This is a genomic window from Phytobacter sp. (genome assembly GCF_059074235.1).
The window spans coordinates 1,861,521-1,879,662 of the sequence record NZ_JCACPZ010000004.1 but is presented as its reverse complement, the minus strand read 5'-3'; the positions used below and the strand labels follow the sequence as shown (position 1 = coordinate 1,879,662).

18 protein-coding genes and 1 pseudogene are annotated in these 18,142 nt (G+C 54.1%); 13 read left to right on the top strand and 6 right to left on the bottom strand.

Going from position 1 to position 18,142, the window contains the following annotated elements; all coding sequences use genetic code 11:
- The first annotated feature begins 10 nt into the window (after window positions 1–10).
- From AC5JPW_RS12945 to rlmB, 5 genes are all read left to right on the top strand, one after another.
- Entirely contained in the window at window positions 11–967 is a 957-nt protein-coding gene (locus AC5JPW_RS12945; RefSeq protein ID WP_494240816.1) for an ABC transporter permease, read from the top strand.
- Window positions 967–1,824: an ABC transporter permease gene (locus tag AC5JPW_RS12940; protein ID WP_494240814.1), complete on the top strand. Its 858-nt coding sequence runs from the start codon at window positions 967–969 to the stop codon at window positions 1,822–1,824. The genes AC5JPW_RS12945 and AC5JPW_RS12940 overlap by 1 nt, the downstream gene beginning before the upstream one ends.
- Window positions 1,817–2,809 carry an ABC transporter ATP-binding protein gene (locus AC5JPW_RS12935; RefSeq protein WP_494240812.1) on the top strand — a complete coding sequence of 331 codons (993 nt, stop codon included), beginning with the start codon at window positions 1,817–1,819 and terminating at the stop codon, window positions 2,807–2,809. Before AC5JPW_RS12940 ends, AC5JPW_RS12935 begins: the two co-directional genes overlap by 8 nt.
- On the top strand, window positions 2,806–3,603 hold the full coding sequence (locus tag AC5JPW_RS12930) for an ATP-binding cassette domain-containing protein (RefSeq protein ID WP_494240810.1): 798 nt from the start codon (window positions 2,806–2,808) through the stop codon (window positions 3,601–3,603). The genes AC5JPW_RS12935 and AC5JPW_RS12930 overlap by 4 nt, the downstream gene beginning before the upstream one ends.
- Before the next feature lie 103 nt (window positions 3,604–3,706).
- Entirely contained in the window at window positions 3,707–4,441 is a 735-nt protein-coding gene (rlmB, locus tag AC5JPW_RS12925; protein ID WP_494240809.1) for a 23S rRNA (guanosine(2251)-2'-O)-methyltransferase RlmB, read from the top strand.
- A gap of 88 nt (window positions 4,442–4,529) precedes the next feature.
- On the opposite strand, the gene AC5JPW_RS12920 is transcribed toward rlmB, so the two are convergent.
- Window positions 4,530–5,810 carry an MFS transporter gene (locus tag AC5JPW_RS12920; RefSeq protein ID WP_494240807.1) on the bottom strand — a complete coding sequence of 427 codons (1,281 nt, stop codon included), beginning with the start codon at window positions 5,808–5,810 and terminating at the stop codon, window positions 4,530–4,532.
- A 162-nt stretch (window positions 5,811–5,972) separates the two neighbouring features.
- Between AC5JPW_RS12920 and AC5JPW_RS12915 the strand changes: the two genes are divergently transcribed.
- Window positions 5,973–7,592 carry an isovaleryl-CoA dehydrogenase gene (locus AC5JPW_RS12915; protein WP_494240805.1) on the top strand — a complete coding sequence of 540 codons (1,620 nt, stop codon included), beginning with the start codon at window positions 5,973–5,975 and terminating at the stop codon, window positions 7,590–7,592.
- Here AC5JPW_RS12915 and AC5JPW_RS12910 read toward each other — a convergent pair.
- The 3 genes from AC5JPW_RS12910 to bsmA form a co-directional block, all read right to left on the bottom strand.
- The gene (locus AC5JPW_RS12910; protein WP_494240803.1) at window positions 7,589–9,523 is read right to left on the bottom strand and encodes a methyl-accepting chemotaxis protein; all 1,935 of its coding nucleotides are present in this window, start codon (window positions 9,521–9,523) and stop codon (window positions 7,589–7,591) included. The two genes, AC5JPW_RS12915 and AC5JPW_RS12910, sit on opposite strands and share 4 nt — an antisense overlap.
- Window positions 9,524–9,694: 171 nt before the next feature.
- Complete coding sequence (yjfN, locus tag AC5JPW_RS12905; protein WP_494240801.1) at window positions 9,695–9,970, bottom strand: DUF1471 family protease activator YjfN; 276 nt, start codon at window positions 9,968–9,970, stop codon at window positions 9,695–9,697.
- 131 nt (window positions 9,971–10,101) lie between these two features.
- Complete coding sequence (bsmA, locus tag AC5JPW_RS12900) at window positions 10,102–10,431, bottom strand: biofilm peroxide resistance protein BsmA (RefSeq protein ID WP_494240800.1); 330 nt, start codon at window positions 10,429–10,431, stop codon at window positions 10,102–10,104.
- Between the two features lie 185 nt (window positions 10,432–10,616).
- On the opposite strand from bsmA, the gene yjfP reads away from it, so the two are divergent.
- Complete coding sequence (gene yjfP, locus AC5JPW_RS12895) at window positions 10,617–11,366, top strand: esterase (protein WP_494240798.1); 750 nt, start codon at window positions 10,617–10,619, stop codon at window positions 11,364–11,366.
- Here yjfP and ulaR read toward each other — a convergent pair whose 3' ends face one another.
- Complete coding sequence (ulaR, locus tag AC5JPW_RS12890; protein ID WP_494240796.1) at window positions 11,367–12,122, bottom strand: HTH-type transcriptional regulator UlaR; 756 nt, start codon at window positions 12,120–12,122, stop codon at window positions 11,367–11,369.
- 120 nt (window positions 12,123–12,242) lie between these two features.
- Window positions 12,243–13,307: an L-ascorbate 6-phosphate lactonase gene (gene ulaG / locus AC5JPW_RS12885; protein ID WP_494240794.1), complete on the bottom strand. Its 1,065-nt coding sequence runs from the start codon at window positions 13,305–13,307 to the stop codon at window positions 12,243–12,245.
- A 365-nt stretch (window positions 13,308–13,672) separates the two neighbouring features.
- Between ulaG and ulaA the strand changes: the two are divergent.
- The 6 genes and pseudogenes from ulaA to AC5JPW_RS12855 all read left to right on the top strand — a co-directional run bounded on the left by ulaA (window position 13,673) and on the right by AC5JPW_RS12855 (window position 18,082).
- Window positions 13,673–15,068 (top strand): annotated as a pseudogene (gene ulaA, locus AC5JPW_RS12880) (PTS ascorbate transporter subunit IIC).
- 14 nt (window positions 15,069–15,082) lie between these two features.
- Window positions 15,083–15,388, top strand: a complete 306-nt coding sequence (gene ulaB, locus AC5JPW_RS12875) for a PTS ascorbate transporter subunit IIB (protein WP_494240793.1) — start codon at window positions 15,083–15,085, stop codon at window positions 15,386–15,388.
- 9 nt (window positions 15,389–15,397) lie between these two features.
- Window positions 15,398–15,865 (top strand): PTS ascorbate transporter subunit IIA, encoded by a 468-nt coding sequence (ulaC, locus tag AC5JPW_RS12870; protein WP_494240792.1) that lies wholly within the window; start codon window positions 15,398–15,400, stop codon window positions 15,863–15,865.
- Window positions 15,866–15,878: 13 nt separating this feature from the next.
- Window positions 15,879–16,532 (top strand): 3-keto-L-gulonate-6-phosphate decarboxylase UlaD, encoded by a 654-nt coding sequence (locus AC5JPW_RS12865; protein WP_494240790.1) that lies wholly within the window; start codon window positions 15,879–15,881, stop codon window positions 16,530–16,532.
- Window positions 16,533–16,541: 9 nt separating this feature from the next.
- A complete protein-coding gene (locus tag AC5JPW_RS12860) occupies window positions 16,542–17,396 on the top strand; it encodes an L-ribulose-5-phosphate 3-epimerase (RefSeq protein ID WP_494240788.1) in 855 nt (284 codons plus the stop codon).
- Window positions 17,396–18,082 carry an L-ribulose-5-phosphate 4-epimerase gene (locus AC5JPW_RS12855; RefSeq protein ID WP_494240786.1) on the top strand — a complete coding sequence of 229 codons (687 nt, stop codon included), beginning with the start codon at window positions 17,396–17,398 and terminating at the stop codon, window positions 18,080–18,082. Before AC5JPW_RS12860 ends, AC5JPW_RS12855 begins: the two co-directional genes overlap by 1 nt.
- Window positions 18,083–18,142: the final 60 nt, after the last annotated feature.

Genomic DNA, 18,142 nt, shown 5'->3' with positions numbered 1-18,142 from the left:
GGAGAAGGCGATGAAACGATATCTCTTTCACCGCCTGCTGGCGCTGCTGCCGGTACTGCTGGTGGTCTCGGTGGTGGTGTTCTGTCTTATTCATCTGGCGCCGGGAGACCCGGCGCTGGTGATTCTCGGTAATGACGCAAGTCCTGCTGACATCGCCGCCATGCGCCAGCAAATGGGGCTGGACCGGCCGCTGCTGGTCCAGTTTGTTAGCTGGTTTGGCGGCATCTTAACAGGCGATCTCGGGCATTCGCTGTTTCTCAATACCAGCGTGATGACCCTCTTTTTACAGCACCTGACCCCAACGCTTGCGCTGGCGTTCTATGCCCAGGCCATTGCGCTGGTGCTCGGACTGCTCGGCGGCGTGGTGAGCGCCTGGCAGCACGGTGGGGTAGTCGACAAAACCATTCGTGCGCTGGCGACCTTAGGCATGTCGGTTCCGGGCTTTCTGCTGGGGCTGTTTTTGATCTTCTTTTTTGCCGTGCAGTTGCGCTGGTTCCCGGTGGTGGGGTATCGCTCGACCAACGACTCACTGCTGCTGAACGTCTGGTATCTCACCCTTCCGGCATTCGCGTTGGGGTTGCGTATTGCGGCGCTCATTGCCCGCATGACCCGGGCGGTGATGCTCGATGTGATGCAGGAGCATTTCATCAGCACAGCGCGGGCGAAAGGGGTGCCGGAGCGGCTGGTGCTGCTGCGGCATACATTACGCAATGCCCTGATCCCCATTCTGACAATCTGCGGTGAATCCTTCGCGTCGTTAGTCACCGGGACGATTGTTATCGAAAGTGTGTTCGGCATTCCTGGGGTGGGATCGCTGATTGTCGATTCGATCGAGCGACGCGATGTGACGGTGATTCAGGGCGTGGTGCTGCTGATTACCGTCTGCTATGTGCTGGTCAATCTGGTGGTGGATCTGCTGAGCTATGTTGCCGATCCGCGCCTGTCCGTTGAGGGAGAAAACCGCTGATGATCGGTAAAAATCCTGGCATCTGGATCTGGCCCGCGCTGTTGCTGGCGATTGTGCTGTTGTCGTTTTTTGCCAGCGCCATTAGCTCCTACGATCCTTACAGTATCGACCCGTTGAGTCGCCTCAAGCCACCTTCGTTACAACATTGGTTCGGTACCGACAACTTCGGCCGTGACCTCTTTGTGCGTGTTGCGCTGGCCGTGCGCGTTTCGCTGTCGGTCGGCGCGGCGGTGGCAGTGATTGCAGGCGTAACGGGCCTTGCCATCGGCTTGCTGTGCGCCTGGTATCGCCCGGTGGATCGCATTCTGATGCGCGTCTGCGACGGACTGTTTGCCTTCCCGTCGCTGCTGCTGGCGATAGCGATCGTTGGCGTGCTGGGGCCAAAAATCAGCAATGTGGTGCTGGCGCTGTCGCTGGTCTACGTGCCGTCGATTGCCCGAGTGATCCGTGGGGCGGCGATGGTTATTAAAGAAAAGAACTTTATCGAAGCGCTGCGGGCGCAAGGGGCATCGGCTTCGCGCATTATCTGGCTACACCTGCTGCCCAATGTGATATCGCCGTTTATCGTCCAGGTGAGCTGGGTCTTCTCAGTTGCCATTCTCACCGAGGCGGCGCTCAGCTTTCTCGGCTCTGGCGTACCCCCGCCGATGCCCAGTCTCGGCAACCTGTTGTTGGAGGGGAAAGCGGTGATCTTTACCGCCTGGTGGATGACCTTCTTCCCCGGCGTGGCCATCGTACTGCTGATCCTCGGGCTGAATATTATTGGCGACGATCTCCGTGATAGCGCCGATCCTGGCTTAAAGCCACTGCCGCGCCGCGTTCTGCGACTGCTCAAACAGGGAGGGCGTCATGGCTGAAACATTGCTACAGGTCAAGCAACTTGAGGTCAATTTCGCCACCCGTCAGGGGGTGATATCCCCGGTGCGTGGCGTCTCCTTTGAGGTTAACGCCCACGAAACGCTGGGGATTATTGGCGAGTCAGGCTGCGGTAAAAGCGTGACCGCCCAGGCGTTGATGGGGTTGCTCTCGCCCCGCACGACACGCATCGAAGGGGAGATCGTGCTGGCAGGTAAAGCGCTGCATACGCTCTCTGCAAAAGCCCGCCGCCAGCGCAGCGGTCGCGAGATGGCGATGATTTTCCAGGACCCGCTTGCCAGTCTGAACCCGGTGATGACCGTCGGCTTTCAAATTGCGGAAAGTTTGCGGCTGCACACGACGCTGACGCGCCGCCAGCGGCAGGAAAAAATCCTCAGTCTGCTCGAACAGGTTGGCATTCCCGATCCTGCCCGTTGCGCCAGCGCCTGGCCCCATGAACTCTCCGGCGGGATGCGCCAGCGGGTGATGATTGCGATGGCGATTGCCACCTCACCGTCGCTGTTGATTGCCGACGAGCCCACCACCGCGCTGGATGCCACCATCCAGGCGCAAATCCTCGACCTGCTGGATGACATTAAGCAGCAAACGGGGATGGGCATCGTGTTTATTACCCACGATCTGAGCGTAGTTGCGCGTTTGTGCCAGCGTGTGGTGGTGCTGTATGCCGGGCAGGTGGTAGAGGAGACCGACGTACAGACGCTGTTTTTCCGCCCACGTCACCCTTATACCCGGGCGCTACTGGCTGCCCGCCCGTCGGTGGAGAATCAGCCCAAAACACCGCTGGCAGAAATTCGCGGTCAGGTTCCTTCCCTGCATGATTTACCGGGCGGCTGTATCTATGCCGATCGCTGCCCGCTGGCGCAGCCGCGCTGTCGTGCGCAACAGCCGGAGCTGAGAAGGATTAACGGTGAACATCACAATGTGCGCTGCTGGCGCGCCGACGAAACGGAGGGGTTACCGGGATGACGGCACTTTTGCAGGTGAACAACTTATCCAGAACCTTTCACCGTCGAGGGCAGACGGTACAGGCGGTGGACGACGTGAGCTTCTCGATTAACTCCGGGGAAACCTGGGCGCTGGTGGGAGAATCCGGCAGCGGTAAAAGTACCACCGGACGGCTGATTTTGGGGCTGACGCCGGCTTCAGGCGGTGAAGTGCATTTTGAAGGGCAGTCGCTACTGGGGCAAAGTGCAGCGCAGTGGCAGTGCGTGCGTCGGGAGATGCAGATGATATTTCAGGACCCGCTCTCCTCCCTCGACCCGAAGCGCAGCATTGGCTACAGCCTGGAGGAGCCGCTGATCATCCACGGTGTCAAAGACCGCAAAGTGCAGGTCGCAGAAATGCTGGAACATGTCGGACTGCGACCGCAGGATGCTGCCCGCTATCCGCATGAATTTTCCGGCGGACAACGCCAGCGAATCGGTATTGCCAGAGCGCTGATCCTCAAACCGAAGCTGATCATCTGCGATGAACCGGTGTCGGCGCTGGATGTGTCGATTCAGTCGCAAATCCTTAACCTGCTTATGTCGCTTCAGCGCGAATACGGCCTGGCCTATCTGTTTATCTCCCATGACTTAAACGTGGTGCGCCATATTGCCGACCACGTGGGGGTGATGTACCGCGGCAAGCTGGTGGAGCAGGGGGAGAGCGAGCGCATCTTCACCCAGCCCGCGCAGGAATACACACGCTATTTGCTGGATGCAAGACTGCCTGAATACCCGGTCACGCACGACGAAAGACGTGCGGTAGCGAACGGTTGAACGTTCAGGAGTCGATTTGAAGGCTATGTCGGTTATAATGTGGCGATGTGAATGTCTCACAGCCCATTCAACCCGGCGATATCGCCTCAAATGAGTACCATTGATGAGTGAAATGATTTACGGCATCCATGCGGTGCAGGCCCTGCTGGAACGCGCTCCGGAGCGTTTTCAGGAAGTATTTATTCTTAAGGGTCGCGAAGATAAACGCCTGATGCCCCTGATCCATGCGCTGGAAGCGCAGGGTGTCGTGATTCAGGTCGCTAACCGTCAATATCTGGATGAGAAAAGTGAAGGCGCGGTGCATCAGGGCATTATTGCCCGCGTGAAGCCGGGTCGTCAGTACCAGGAAAACGATCTGCCGGATCTGATTGCCAGCCTCGATCAACCGTTCTTCCTGATCCTTGATGGCGTTACCGATCCGCATAACCTCGGTGCCTGCTTGCGTAGCGCTGATGCGGCGGGCGTGCATGCCGTGATCGTCCCGAAAGACAAATCCGCCCAATTGAATGCGACGGCGAAAAAAGTGGCCTGTGGTGCGGCGGAAAACGTACCGCTGATCCGCGTGACCAACCTGGCGCGCACCATGCGTTTGCTGCAGGAAGAGAACATCTGGATTGTCGGCACCGCCGGTGAAGCAGATCACACCCTGTTCCAGAGCAAGATGACCGGCCCAATGGCGCTGGTGATGGGCGCAGAAGGCGAGGGCATGCGCCGCCTGACGCGTGAGCATTGTGACGAGCTGATCAGCATTCCGATGGCGGGCAGCGTGTCATCACTGAACGTATCTGTCGCCACCGGTATCTGCCTGTTTGAAGCTGTTCGCCAGCGCACGAAATAAACAGTAAAACCTTCCCCCGGAAGGTTTTTAGTGTTTGCACCCTCTCCCTCAAGGGAGAGGGAACCGATTGTGCTCGCATCAGGCCGAACTATTCCTCCAGCGATCGCTGATGATCATCCTTGCGGAGCGTCATCAACGCAATCACACTGACCACCGCTGTCGCCATCACGTAATACGCCGGAATATCCAGATTCCCCGTCTGCTTAATCAACCCGGTGATAATCAGCCCCGCACAACCTGAAAAAATCGCATTCGATAACGAATAGGCCAGCCCCAACCCAGTGTAACGCACCCTTGTCGGGAACATCTCCGCCAGCATGGCCGGACCCGGACCTGCCAGCATTCCTACCAGCCCACCGGCAATAAACACCACCAATGCTTTAATCAATATGGTGCTCGATTCAGCCTGCAATATTTTAAGCAGCGGCAACGCCAGGATAAGTAACAGCACCGCGGCAGTGACCATTACTGCCCGTCGCCCAATGCGATCGCTCAGCATGCCAGAGGGGATAATGGTCAGAGCGAATCCGGCGTTTGAAATCACTGCAATCAGTAGCGCCTGGTTAAAACCCGTATGCAACGCCGACTGAAGGTAGGTCGGCATAATCACCAGATAGGTATAGCCTGCCGCTGACCAGACCATCAGGCGGCCAATTCCGGTGATAATGGCTTTGAACGTACCGCCAAAACTGGCGGCCTGAGGGGCAACGGCCTGCGTTTGCTGGCGAACAAAACTCGGCGTCTCTTCCATGCTCACGCGAAGCCACAGCGCCACGGCCCCCATTGGGATAGCAATGAAGAACGGAATGCGCCAGCCCCAGTCATGCAGGGCTTCCGGGCTAAGCAGTGCCGACAGCAGCGCCACGACCCCAGCACCCGCCAGCAGCCCAAGGGCAACGGTCAGGGACTGCCATGCGCCGTACAAACCGCGTTTACCCTTTGGGGCAAATTCAGTCATCAACGAGACGGCTCCGCCGTATTCCCCACCGGCAAACAGCCCCTGCAAAATGCGCAGCCCGGTAATCAACAGCGGGGCGGCAACGCCGATACTGGCGTAAACCGGCACCAGACCAATGGCTGCCGTCGCCAGGGTCATCAGGATGAGGACGATAATCAGCGTCGGTTTGCGGCCTATCCGGTCACCTATGCGACCAAACACCACCGCACCTAACGGGCGGAAGAAAAAAGCCACGGCAAACGCCGCATAGGTGAGGATCAAACTGGTAATCGCCGATTCGCCTTCGAGAGTGAAGAAGTTCTTCGCAATCACGGTGGCGAGAAAGCCATAGACCGCGAATTCGTACCACTCAATGAAGTTACCGATAGAGCCTGCGACCAGCGCTCTGCGTTGTGCATCAGTTGTTGTCATGGGTATCACCGTTCCTGGTTTCATGCTCTTAAGCCTTGTCGCTAAGTGTCCGTAACGCAAACAGAAAGCGACTGCACATACGGTTTTGTGACCGTTATCGCGGGCGAGACGCCCCGCGTCTGACCATACTTATCTCCATAGTCATTGATGGAGGGCGAGCAGATGCAATGGCAAACGCATACCGTTTTTAATCAACCTATCCCTTTGAATAACAGTAATCTTTTCCTTTCCGATCGTGCCTTGTATGACGCCGTATTGCGCGAAGGCGCAGGCTGGGATGCTGACTTGCTTGCCAGTATCGGCCAGCAGTTAGGGACGGCGGAATCACTGGAGCTGGGCAGGCTAGCCAACGTAAACCCGCCTGAATTGCTGCGCTACGACCCGACAGGCGCACGGCTTGATGACGTACGCTTTCACCCCGCCTGGCATTTACTGATGCAGGGACTTTGTGCTAATCGCGTTCATAACCTGGCGTGGGAAGAAGATGCCCGCAGTGGTTCCTTTGTTGCCCGTGCTGCCCGGTTCGTGCTTCATGCGCAGGTAGAAGCCGGATCCTTATGCCCTGTTACCATGACCTTTGCCGCCACGCCTCTACTGCAGCACGCGCTGCCTAAACCGTTTCACGACTGGGTTAAGCCGCTGATGAGCGATCGTTACGATCCGCATCTTGCGCCGGGAAACCAAAAACGGGGTCTGCTGATTGGCATGGGGATGACGGAAAAACAGGGCGGATCGGACGTGCTCAGTAATACCACGCGAGCGCAACGCAGTGGCGACAGTTACCGGCTGGTGGGGCACAAATGGTTTTTCTCGGTACCGCAAAGCGATGCTCACCTGGTGCTGGCACAGGCTGACGGCGGGCTCTCCTGCTTTTTTGTTCCGCGTTTTTTACCCGGCGGACAACGGAACGGAGTGCGACTGGAACGGCTGAAAGACAAGCTCGGTAACCGCTCCAATGCCAGCAGCGAAGCGGAGTTCTGTGAGGCCAACGGCTGGCTGTTAGGTGAAGAGGGAGATGGCGTGCGCCAAATCCTCAAAATGGGCGGCCTGACGCGTTTTGATTGTGCGCTGGGGAGTCATGGACTGATGCGCCGGGCGTTCTCCGTTGCCCTTTATCATGCACATCAACGGCAGGCCTTCGGGAAAAATCTTGTCGACCAGCCCATGATGCGTGAAGTCCTTAGCCGTATGGCGCTGCAACTGGAAGGGCAGACAGCGTTTTTGTTCCGTCTTGCCCGTGCCTGGGATAACCGGGCTACACCGGAAGAGACACTCTGGGCACGATTGTTTACACCGGTCGCGAAATTCACCGTCTGTAAGGCGGGGATACCGTTTGTCGCGGAAGCGATGGAGGTGCTCGGTGGCGCGGGGTACTGCGAAGAGAGCGAGCTTCCCCGCCTGTACCGGGAAATGCCGGTCAACAGTATCTGGGAAGGCTCAGGCAATATTATGTGTCTTGATGTCTTGCGAGTACTGACCAAGCAACCGGGTATCAACGAGTTGTTGCATGAGGCGTTCGGGGCTGTCAAAGGTCAGGACAGGCATTTTGATCGCGCCTGGCGGCAGTTGCAGCAGCAGTTACATAAACCGCAGGAAGCGCAAGGAAGGGGAATCACGCAACAGTTGTACCTGTTAGCGACAGGGGCGCAGATGCTGCAATACGCCCCTCCGTTGGTGGCACAAGCCTGGTGCCGGATGATGCTGGATGCACGAGGGACTCCGGTGGTGGCAGAACAGGCGCAAAATGACCTGCTGCTGCGTGCCACCGGTGGTGTCGGTTAGTCCGATTTCAGACTGAACAGGCGGACAACCTCGGTCAGGTGTGCCCCTTTTTCGCGCAGGGTAGCGGCTGTTTGCTCGCTGCGCGAAACCCGCCCGGCGTTAATATGCGTGGCTTCACCAATGTGTGTCATCGCAATATTGACCTGATTAATACCTGCTGACTGTTCGTGAGAAGCGTGGTTGATCTCTTTCACCAGTTGGTTGATATGGCTCATATGCTTCGTGATGGATTCCATCGCATGGCGGGTGTTGTCGGACAAGGTATGTCCTTCACGCACTTTTTTGAGCGTATCGCTGGTCAGTTCATCGATCTCTTTTACGGCATTGGCGCTGCGCGCAGCCAGCGCACGCACTTCCTGGGCTACGACGGCAAACCCTTTACCATGTTCCCCGGCTCGCGCGGCTTCAACTGCCGCGTTCAGTGCCAGGATATTGGTCTGGAAGGAGATAGATTCAATCACATGGGTGATATCGGCAATACGCTGAGAGGCGGTACGAATCGCGTCCATGGTTGCCACGGCTTCTCCGACGGTGGTTCCACCCTTTTGGACTTCCAGGGAGGTTTCATTCACCAGCGACTGCATTTCTTCCATGTTGGCGGCGTTTTGTTGCACGGTGGCGGTAAGCTGCTCCATGCTGGCTGAGGTCTCTTCGACGCTGCTTGCCTGTTTGTTAATTTGCTCGCTAATCTCGCTGCTGTCGGCGGCCAGTGCGTTAGTACCGAGATGAATTTCGCCAGCTGACTCACGCACCTGAATGACAATGGCATGCAACCCATTTCCGATACCATTAATGGCATCAATAAGCTGGCCCACTTCATCCTGACGTTTGACCTCCAGGCTGGCCCGCAGATCGCCTGATGCATAACGGCTCGCCAGTCCAATAGCATCACGCAGTGGACGGGTCAGCCAGCGGCGGACAATCACCACAAACAACGCCGCAAACAGCAGAGAAAGGACCAGCCCCGCAATCAGGAATTGATTACGTAACGTGTTCACGTCGCTCAGTAATACCGCTTTATCGACTTCTCCCACAACCGTCCAGTTCCAGCCCGGTACGGTTATCCAGGAGAGCATCTGCGTACGACCATCGGGGCTTTGATGCTCAAGCGTACCGGTTGTTTCTTGTAGAACGGTGCGCAGATCGGCGTCATTCCATTGTGGGTGCTTACCCTCTTCACTGGGATGGAAGAGGTAGTTGCCATAGTTTTTGCCACTATTGCGATCGATAACGTAGAAATGACCGCTTTCACCCAACTGGCGTCCGAGGATCTTGCCGCGCATGACCTCCCACGAGTGGGTGATATCCACACCGACAAACAAAATAGCAATGGTGTTGCCGCTGGCATCTTTTACCGGCTGGTACTGCGTGATGTAGCGCTTGCCGAATAGCAGCGCCAGCCCACGGTAGACTTCACCTTTTAATACCGGGGCAAAAGCCGGGCTGGCTTTGTCCAGACGCGTCCCTATCGCACGATCGCCATTTTCTTTGCGTAATGAGGTAGCAACACGCACAAAGTCATCGCCGCTGCGAACAAATAGCGTGGCGATAGCGCCGGTGCGGGTAAGAAAATCATCAACAGTGGCGTTGTTTTCATGAAGGTCGCTGTCGCCCCCTTTCAGTAAGGGAACGCTGATGCCATTTATTTCACGACCCTGCGATTGATCAATAGTTATAGGCTGGGGTAGGAAGCTGCTGAAGAGGCGGGTATAACTTTCAACCTCTTCACTCAGGCTGCTGTTGAACATCTCCACCATATCCTGCACACCGCTGGATTGGTTATGGAGATCTTCCATCGCAAGGGTTTCCAGTTGCTGACTGGCTTTATTGCTTAACAGAAAAGTAAAAACCAGGAACAGCACGGCTACGCTTGTTCCCGTCAGAAGGGAAAGCTTGGTACCGAGTCCAATGCGACTAAAAGAGGTGCTCATAAAATATCCGCTGAAAAGAATGTCAGCACCTTCAACGGCAATAATTCGATAACATTTAATTTGTCAATGTAACTAAATGTTACATAAATATATCTTCAAGGTAACCCATTGTTAACAGTAGCGTAAACAAAAAAGCCACTATTAAAAAGTGGCTTTTAGGCGATCGGTTTGTCAGGCATAAAGAATGGCCTTTACCCGCCAGTTGTCTACCCGTTGTTCTTCCTGCATTTGAATGATGCGATACCAGGATGCACCTTGTTCATCTGCCTTCAACGCGATAACACGCTCGACTTCTTGTGGACTTCCGGAAACATTGTTGACAGAAATCAGGCCAATTTCATTCAGCCCGGTGACGCAGTCAGCACTCGCGAACTCTGCGGACTGCGCTGTGGTGCTTATCATGCCCACAGAAAGCAACAGTGAGGTTAAGGCAAGAGATCGTTTCATATCAGCTCCATTTCACGTTACCCCGATCAATGACAGGGCATTCCGTCGCGAGAGAATCCATACAATCCATTGTGCACAGGCGAACATAAACGGATGAAAATCAGTGTAAATCTTCCTTAAACAACGCGCTTTTACTGACGATACAAAAGAGCACTTGAGTACAAACGTCCTGGGAATACGGTGTCATCTATCAGCAAAATGACGTAATAATCCGCTCTGGCCTCAGTCGCTTTAACTTTGATTGCGTCTTCTACATCCATCGGTGAACCTAACACCGTCACACTGACCGACCCGATTTCCTGCAGGTTTTGCGTCTGATTTCGACTGATTTCCTGAGGATGATCGCTCACCGGGGGAGCCGGCTGTGGTTTACCTTCCAGCACGCTACAACTGCTTAATACCAACGTCAGCAGAATAGCGCTAAACATGCGCATCATGTTTTCATGTCTCCTGATTGCCATAGTGTAGTTCCTCGATAATTCCCTCTCAGGGGAATGTTCCCAAATTGTTATCCCTGCCGTTATTTTCGAATGAAAATTCGGTGAAAGCGTAATCTATATCTCAATGTTTGAGGTCTATATGCTAACTCTGACTTGCACCTGTTACAGGGCAGTGGCATACCAGCACTATAAAACAAGGAGGCGTCATGATTGAACTCGAAGTACGGCAATTTGCAGGTATTGAAACACTCCATGCTTTCCCGAGGGGAAATGCATCGCAGCCACTGCCCACGATTGTTTTTTACCACGGATTTACCTCGTCAAAGCTGGTTTACAGCTACTTCGCCGTGGCGCTGGCACAGGCCGGATTTCGGGTCATTATGCCGGATGCGCCGGAACACGGTGCGCGGTATAACGGTGATGAATCCGCCCGTTTACTGCATTTCTGGCAAATCCTGCAGGGCAATTTTACGGAATTTCCCGCACTGCGGGATGCGCTTTCTCAGGCTGATTTGATTGAGGGGAATCGGCTGGCTGTAGGAGGGGCATCAATGGGGGGGATGACGGCGCTTGGTATCATGACTCAGTTCCCGGATGTACGCAGTGTGGCTTGTCTGATGGGGTCAGGTTACTTCTCCACGCTCTCGCGTTCACTTTTCCCGCCACTTGATACGACTCAGCCCCATCAGATAACGGACCTGGAAGCGCTGATTGCGCCACTGGCACAATGGGATGCCACTACGCATTTACAGCAACTGGCAGATCGTCCATTGCTGTTGTGGCATGGTGAGGCGGATGATGTGGTGCCTGTTGCCGAAACCGTTCGTTTGCAGCAGGCGCTGGTGCAGGAAGGTCGGGACAGTCAGCTTACGTTTCTCACAGAGCCTGGCGTGAAGCACCGTATTACGCCAACGGCACTGGAAGCGACTGTCGATTTCTTCACGCGTACTCTTTGATTACACCCGCAGCACGTTGACCCCCTGATCCTCAAGCTTCTTGAGGATCTCCGGGTTAGCCTGCTTGCCGGTAATGACCATATCGATTTGATCGGCACTACTAAACAGCATGCCGGCACGTTCGCCGACTTTGCTGCTATCGACCAGCACCACCAGTTTACCGACCATATTGAGCATCTTCTGCTCGGCCATCGCGGTCAGCATATCGGTCTTGTACAACCCTTCGGCGGTTAATCCCTTGCCGCTGGTGAACATCCAGTGCCCGGCATAAAGGCTATTTTCACTGCTCTGCGGGCCAAGGGTTATGGATTGCGTCTTGTTGTACTGCCCGCCCATGATCACTACGCTGTCATGTTCCTGCTCAATCAGGTAATTGGCGAGCGGCAGGTAATTGGTGATGATTTGCACCTGCTTACCACACATCTCACGGCCCAGTAGAAAGGCAGTGGAGCCGCAGTTAATAACTACGCTCTCTCCGGCATTGACCAGGTGCGACGCGGCTCTGGCAATACGCACTTTTTCATCGTGATGCACCGCTTCGTGGATATTCATAGGCGACCAGCGTGCGCGCTGCTGACTGATGGCTTCAGCGCCGTTGCGCACTTTCTTGAGCTTGCCAGTCTCATCAAGTTTGTTGATATCACGTCGCGCGGTGGCCGGTGAAACGCCCAGGCTGGCTATAACCTGCTCAACCGTAATAAAGCCCGTCTGCGCCAGTTTATCCAGCAATATTTGATGTCGTTGCGCTTCCGTCATGAGCTATTCCGATGAGAAATGATGTGAAAAGATGATATTTGAAATAGCCTGAAATTACTAAATATTCATGTGCATTTCCTGAAAGAAAAGCGGGTGCATTGCTGCATCCCGCTATGACTTTTAGAGAAAAGATTTAAATGGCAGATCCGGCTCATGCGTAAAGCAATCGTCGAAACCGCGCGGGTAATGGTATTCGAAATTGTCTTTATCCTGCGGCCAGGTAAATTTGCCACCGACCTGCCAGATATAAGGCTTGAAGCCATATTGCAGGCGGTCTTTTTTCATCTCCCACAACACGCGGATTTCCTGTGGGTCGGCCTGGAAATTTGACCAGATATCGTGGTGGAAAGGGATAACCACTTTGGTGTTGAGCGCTTCAGCCATGCGCAGCATATCAGCACTGGTCATTTTATCGGTGATACCGCGTGGGTTTTCACCGTATGAACCTAATGCCACGTCGATGTGATACTCATTGCCATGTTTGGCGTAGTAGTTGGAGTAGTGGGAATCCCCGCTGTGATATAGCGTGCCGGCAGGGGTTTTAAAGACATAGTTCACCGCACGCTGATCCATACCATCCGGAAGTACGCCTGCCGCTTTTTGTTCAACGGGGAGTGTGATCAGAGCTGTACGATCGAAAGCATCAAGTGCATGAATTTCAATATCTTTAATACGCACCACATCGCCCGGTTTCACGACGATGCAGCGTGATTTTGGTACTCCCCAGCCCACCCATAAGTCAACACAGGTTTGCGGACCAATAAAGGGCACATCGTCGGCACAGTTTTTCATAACGGCAGCGGCGACATTCACATCAATATGATCGTTGTGATCGTGAGTGGCGAGGATCGCATCCACCTGACGAATGGCAAAAGGATCCAACACAAATGGTGTAGTGCGCAGGTTGGGCTGCAGTTTTTCTACCCCGGCCATGCGCATCATCTGGTGGCCTTTTTTCATTAATGGGTTGCCGTGGCTTTGTTTACCCGTTCCGCACCAGAAGTCGACGCAGACATTTGCACCACCCTCGGATTTTAACCAAATGCCTGTACACCCGAGCCACCACATGGCGAAGGTCCCTGGTGCAACGCGCTCCTGTTCAATTTCTTCATTCAGCCAGCTGCCCCACTCAGGAAAGGTGCTCAGGATCCATGATTCGCGAGTAATGGTTTCAATCTTGCTCATCGTGCCACTCCTTACCGTTTTTTATCAAAAATAATCATTTAATGATGACTTGTGATTTATGTTTTCACAGTTTTTTCATGGCCGCAAGAGATTAAATCAGAATATATAAAGGGGTTATTTTCCTGAAAGTATGCGTTTTTAAGCCGGAAATTAAAGGATTTTTTATTTATTTTATTGAAAGTAAATGATTTTTACGTATCTCCTCGTAATGCCAGAAGATAAGTTTCAGGATTGAACAAATAAATTGCGTGATGCATCACAAATAATCAAAAGCAATCTTTTTGTGATTTATTTTGATTGGTAGAGTGAATTTACACCTTGTGCTACGTCGTGGAGATGAAGCACCTTTCTGACTGGAGCAAGTTATGGAGATCCTCTACAACGTCTTCACCATCTTTTTTAATCAGGTCATGACTAACGCCCCCCTGCTGCTGGGCATCGTGACCTGTATTGGCTACATCCTGTTGAGGAAAAGTGTCAGCGTTATCGTCAAAGGGACCATCAAAACCATTATCGGTTTCATGTTATTGCAGGCCGGTTCGGGGATCCTGACCAGCACGTTCAAACCGGTTGTCGCCAAAATGTCCGAGGTTTATGGCATTAACGGTGCTATTTCAGATACCTACGCCTCAATGATGGCCACTATCGAACGGATGGGGGACGCCTACAGCTGGGTCGGCTATGCCGTACTGCTCGCTCTGGCGCTGAACATTCTTTATGTGTTGCTGCGGCGCATTACCGGTATACGTACCATCATGCTGACCGGGCACATCATGTTCCAGCAGGCTGGGCTGATTGCTGGTGTTCTTCTTTATTCTCGGCTACCCGATGTGGACCACCATTATTTGCTCTGCCGTGCTGGTGTCGCTCTATTGGGGGATCACGTCCAACATGATGTACAAGCCGACGCAGGCGGTTACGGATAACTGCGGGTTCTCTATCGGGCATCAGCAGCAGTTTGCCTCCTGGATTGCGTACAAAATTGCCCCTTATCTGGGGAAAAAAGAGGAAAGCGTTGAAGATCTGAAACTACCCGGCTGGTTGAATATCTTCCATGACAACATTGTTTCCACTGCCATTGTCATGACGGTGTTCTTCGGCGCAATCCTGCTCTCTTTTGGTATCAGCACCGTGCAGGTAATGGCGGGGAAAGTGCACTGGACGGTCTACATCCTGCAAACCGGTTTCCAGTTTGCCGTGGCGATTTTCATCATCGTTCAGGGTGTGCGCATGTTTGTGGCTGAGCTGTCCGAAGCCTTTAATGGGATCTCTCAACGCTTAATCCCTGGCGCCGTTTTGGCGATCGATTGTGCGGCGATCTATAGCTTCGCACCAAACGCTGTGGTCTGGGGCTTCATGTGGGGCACCATCGGCCAGCTGATTGCGGTCGGCATTCTGATTGCCTGCGGCTCCTCCATTCTGATTATTCCTGGCTTTATCCCGATGTTCTTCTCCAACGCCACTATTGGTGTATTTGCTAACCACTTTGGCGGCTGGCGCGCTGCGCTCAAAATTTGTCTGGTGATGGGCATGATTGAGATCTTTGGCTGCGTATGGGCGGTGAAACTGACCGGCATGAGCGCCTGGATGGGGATGGCTGACTGGTCAATTCTGGCACCGCCCATGATGCAAGGGATGACCCTGGGTCTGTGGTTTATGGGCGTGATTATCGTGATTGCCCTGATCTATATGTTCTTCGCTGGACGTACGCTCCGTGCTGAAGAAGACGCGGAAAAACAACTGACAGAACACTCTGCTTAAGAAGGAGTTTGAAAATGACCGTTCGTATTCTGGCTGTATGTGGTTGTGGGCAAGGTAGCTCGATGATCATGAAAATGAAAGTTGACCAGTTTCTGACTCAGCAGGGCGTCGACCACACGGTGAACAGCTGTGCAGTAGGGGAGTACAAAAGCGAGCTCTCAGGCGCCGACATCATTATCGCCTCGACCCATGTCGCGGGGGAGATAGAGGTCTCCGGCAATAAGCACGTTGTGGGCGTTCGCAATATGCTTTCTGCCGCGGATTTTGGTCCGAAGTTGATGGAAGTGATCAACGCGCATTTCGCGCAGGATGTGAAATAAGGATTCGCCATGAAATTACGTGACTCGCTGGTGCAGAACAATGCAATTCGCTTGCAGGCTGAGGCCAGTACCTGGCAGGAGGCAGTGAAAATTGGTGTTGATCTCCTGGAGGCGGCGGGCGTTGTTGAACCGCGTTACTTCCAGGCCATTCTGGATGGTGTTGCGCGCTTTGGGCCCTATTTCGTTATCGCGCCTGGTCTGGCGATGCCTCATGGTCGTCCGGAAGAAGGTGTCCTGAAAAACGGTTTCGCGCTGGTGACATTAAAAACACCTCTGGTGTTTAACCATGAAGATAACGATCCGGTGGATATCCTCATCACCCTTGCGGCCGTTGATGCCCGGACGCATCAGGAAGACGGCATCATGCAAATCGTCAATCTGTTTGAAGATGAAGACAACTTCGACCGTTTACGTACCTGCCAAACGGCGCAGGACGTCCTCGACTTAATTGATAGCGCCACGGCGGCGTCAGTGTAAAGGAGCAATAATCATGTCTGATTTACCGATGTTACAGGTAGCCCTGGATAACCAGACGCTGTCCCATGCCTATGAAACCACCCGTCTGATTGCCGAAGAGGTGGACATTATCGAAGTCGGTACCATTTTATGCGTGGGCGAAGGTGTCCGCGCGGTGCGCGATCTGAAGGCGTTGTACCCGCACAAAATTGTGCTGGCAGACGCCAAAATTGCTGACGCCGGGAAAATCCTCTCACGGATGTGTTTTGAAGCCAATGCTGACTGGGTAACAGTGATCTGCTGTGCGGATATCAACACCGCCAAAGGCGCACTGGACGTTGCTAAAGAGTTTAATGGCGATGTGCAGATTGAATTAACCGGTTACTGGACCTGGCAGCAGGCGCAACAATGGCGTGATGCGGGCATCCAACAGGTTGTCTACCACCGCAGCCGTGATGCCCAGGCTGCGGGTGTTGCCTGGGGCGAGGCCGACATCAATGCGGTGACAAAGCTGGCTGAAATGGGGTTCAAAGTGACGGTCACTGGCGGGCTGGCGCTGGAAGATCTGCCGCTGTTCAAAGGTATTCCTATTCACGTCTTTATTGCGGGGCGCAGCATCCGCGATGCCACTGATCCGGTAGAAGCTGCTCGTCAGTTCAAGCGCTCGATTGCTCAGCTCTGGGGTTAAGGAGTGGCGATGTTATCGAAACACAATCCGCTGGGTATTTATGAGAAAGCACTCCCCGCCGGGGTGTGCTGGCGGGAAAGGTTGCAACTGGCAAAAGAGCTGGGCTTTGATTTTGTCGAAATGTCGGTAGATGAAACGGATGCGCGTCTGGCACGTCTCGACTGGTGTGCTGAACAACGGCTGGCATTGGTGAGCGCGGTAGCCGAAACAGGCGTTCGTGTACCGTCGATGTGCCTGAGTGCTCATCGGCGTTTTCCGTTAGGCAGCGAAGACAATGCCACCCGTGCCGAGGGATTGGCGATCATGAGTAAAGCTATTCAGTTTGCCCAGGACACCGGCATTCGTGTGATTCAGCTTGCCGGATACGACGTTTACTACCAGCAGGCGAACGATGAGACCCGCCGTCGTTTTCGTGACGGATTAAAAGAGAGCGTTGATATGGCCAGCCGGGCGCAGGTGACGCTGGCGATGGAGATCATGGATTATCCGCTCATGAACTCTATCAGCAAAGCACTGGGATACGCGCATTACCTGAACAATCCGTGGTTCCAGCTTTATCCGGATATCGGCAACCTGTCTGCCTGGGACAACGACGTACAGATGGAGCTGCAGGCCGGCATCGGGCATATCGTTGCCGTACATATAAAGGATACGCGCCCGGGAGTCTTTAAAAACGTTCCCTTCGGTGCCGGTGTGGTGGATTTTGAACGTTGTTTTCGCACCCTTGAGGAAAGCGGTTATCGCGGCCCCTATCTGATTGAAATGTGGAGCGAAACGGCAGATAACCCGGTAGAAGAAGTGGCGAAGGCGAGGGACTGGGTGAAAACGCGGATGTCGCGCGCCGGGATTACGGAGGCAGCCTGATGCAAACGCTCAAAAAGCAGGTGTTTGAAGCCAATATGGATCTGCCGCGCTTCGGACTGGTGACCTTTACCTGGGGAAACGTCAGTGCCATAGACCGGGAGTGCGGTGTCATCGTGATCAAGCCGAGTGGGGTGGCCTATGAGGTCATGAAAGCAGATGACATGGTGGTCGTGGATCTGGAGGGGAATGTAGTCGAAGGCCAATACCGCCCCTCCTCAGATACGGCGACGCATCTGGAACTCTACAAGCGCTACCCTCAATTGGGCGGAATTGTCCATACTCACTCCACACATGCCACGGCTTGGGCGCAGGCTGGACTGCCGATCCCCGCGATGGGCACTACGCATGCGGATTATTTCTTTGGCAATATCCCCTGTACCCGTGGACTGACGAAAGAAGAGGTAGAGGATGAGTACGAACGCAATACAGGCAAGGTGATTGTCGAAACCCTGGGGAACAGCAACCCGCTGCATACACCGGGTATTGCGGTCTACCAGCATGGACCTTTTGCCTGGGGAAAGGATGCCGCTGAAGCAGTGCACAATGCGGTAGTGATGGAAGAGGTAGCGCGAATGGCCTGGATTGCTCGTGGGATTAACCCCGGGTTAAAGCCGATTGATGACTATCTGATGAATAAGCATTTTATGCGCAAGCATGGCCCTGATGCCTATTATGGGCAGAAGTAAAAACGGTGCCCCGGGCAACCTCACCTTGGGGTGAAGGTGTCTGGTCGTCCGGGGCCATTT

Coding starts and splice junctions, on each gene's coding strand:
- AC5JPW_RS12855 (WP_494240786.1), top strand. CDS start 17,396: ATGCAAACGCTCAAAAAGCAGGTGTTTGAAGCCAATATGGATCTGCCG.
- yjfN (WP_494240801.1), bottom strand. CDS start 9,970: ATGAAACGATCTCTTGCCTTAACCTCACTGTTGCTTTCTGTGGGCATG.
- AC5JPW_RS12935 (WP_494240812.1), top strand. CDS start 1,817: ATGGCTGAAACATTGCTACAGGTCAAGCAACTTGAGGTCAATTTCGCC.
- ulaG (WP_494240794.1), bottom strand. CDS start 13,307: ATGAGCAAGATTGAAACCATTACTCGCGAATCATGGATCCTGAGCACC.
- AC5JPW_RS12860 (WP_494240788.1), top strand. CDS start 16,542: ATGTTATCGAAACACAATCCGCTGGGTATTTATGAGAAAGCACTCCCC.
- yjfP (WP_494240798.1), top strand. CDS start 10,617: ATGATTGAACTCGAAGTACGGCAATTTGCAGGTATTGAAACACTCCAT.
- rlmB (WP_494240809.1), top strand. CDS start 3,707: ATGAGTGAAATGATTTACGGCATCCATGCGGTGCAGGCCCTGCTGGAA.
- ulaC (WP_494240792.1), top strand. CDS start 15,398: ATGAAATTACGTGACTCGCTGGTGCAGAACAATGCAATTCGCTTGCAG.
- AC5JPW_RS12865 (WP_494240790.1), top strand. CDS start 15,879: ATGTCTGATTTACCGATGTTACAGGTAGCCCTGGATAACCAGACGCTG.
- AC5JPW_RS12930 (WP_494240810.1), top strand. CDS start 2,806: ATGACGGCACTTTTGCAGGTGAACAACTTATCCAGAACCTTTCACCGT.
- ulaR (WP_494240796.1), bottom strand. CDS start 12,122: ATGACGGAAGCGCAACGACATCAAATATTGCTGGATAAACTGGCGCAG.
- AC5JPW_RS12945 (WP_494240816.1), top strand. CDS start 11: ATGAAACGATATCTCTTTCACCGCCTGCTGGCGCTGCTGCCGGTACTG.
- AC5JPW_RS12940 (WP_494240814.1), top strand. CDS start 967: ATGATCGGTAAAAATCCTGGCATCTGGATCTGGCCCGCGCTGTTGCTG.
- AC5JPW_RS12920 (WP_494240807.1), bottom strand. CDS start 5,810: ATGACAACAACTGATGCACAACGCAGAGCGCTGGTCGCAGGCTCTATC.
- AC5JPW_RS12910 (WP_494240803.1), bottom strand. CDS start 9,523: ATGAGCACCTCTTTTAGTCGCATTGGACTCGGTACCAAGCTTTCCCTT.
- AC5JPW_RS12915 (WP_494240805.1), top strand. CDS start 5,973: ATGCAATGGCAAACGCATACCGTTTTTAATCAACCTATCCCTTTGAAT.
- bsmA (WP_494240800.1), bottom strand. CDS start 10,431: ATGGCAATCAGGAGACATGAAAACATGATGCGCATGTTTAGCGCTATT.
- ulaB (WP_494240793.1), top strand. CDS start 15,083: ATGACCGTTCGTATTCTGGCTGTATGTGGTTGTGGGCAAGGTAGCTCG.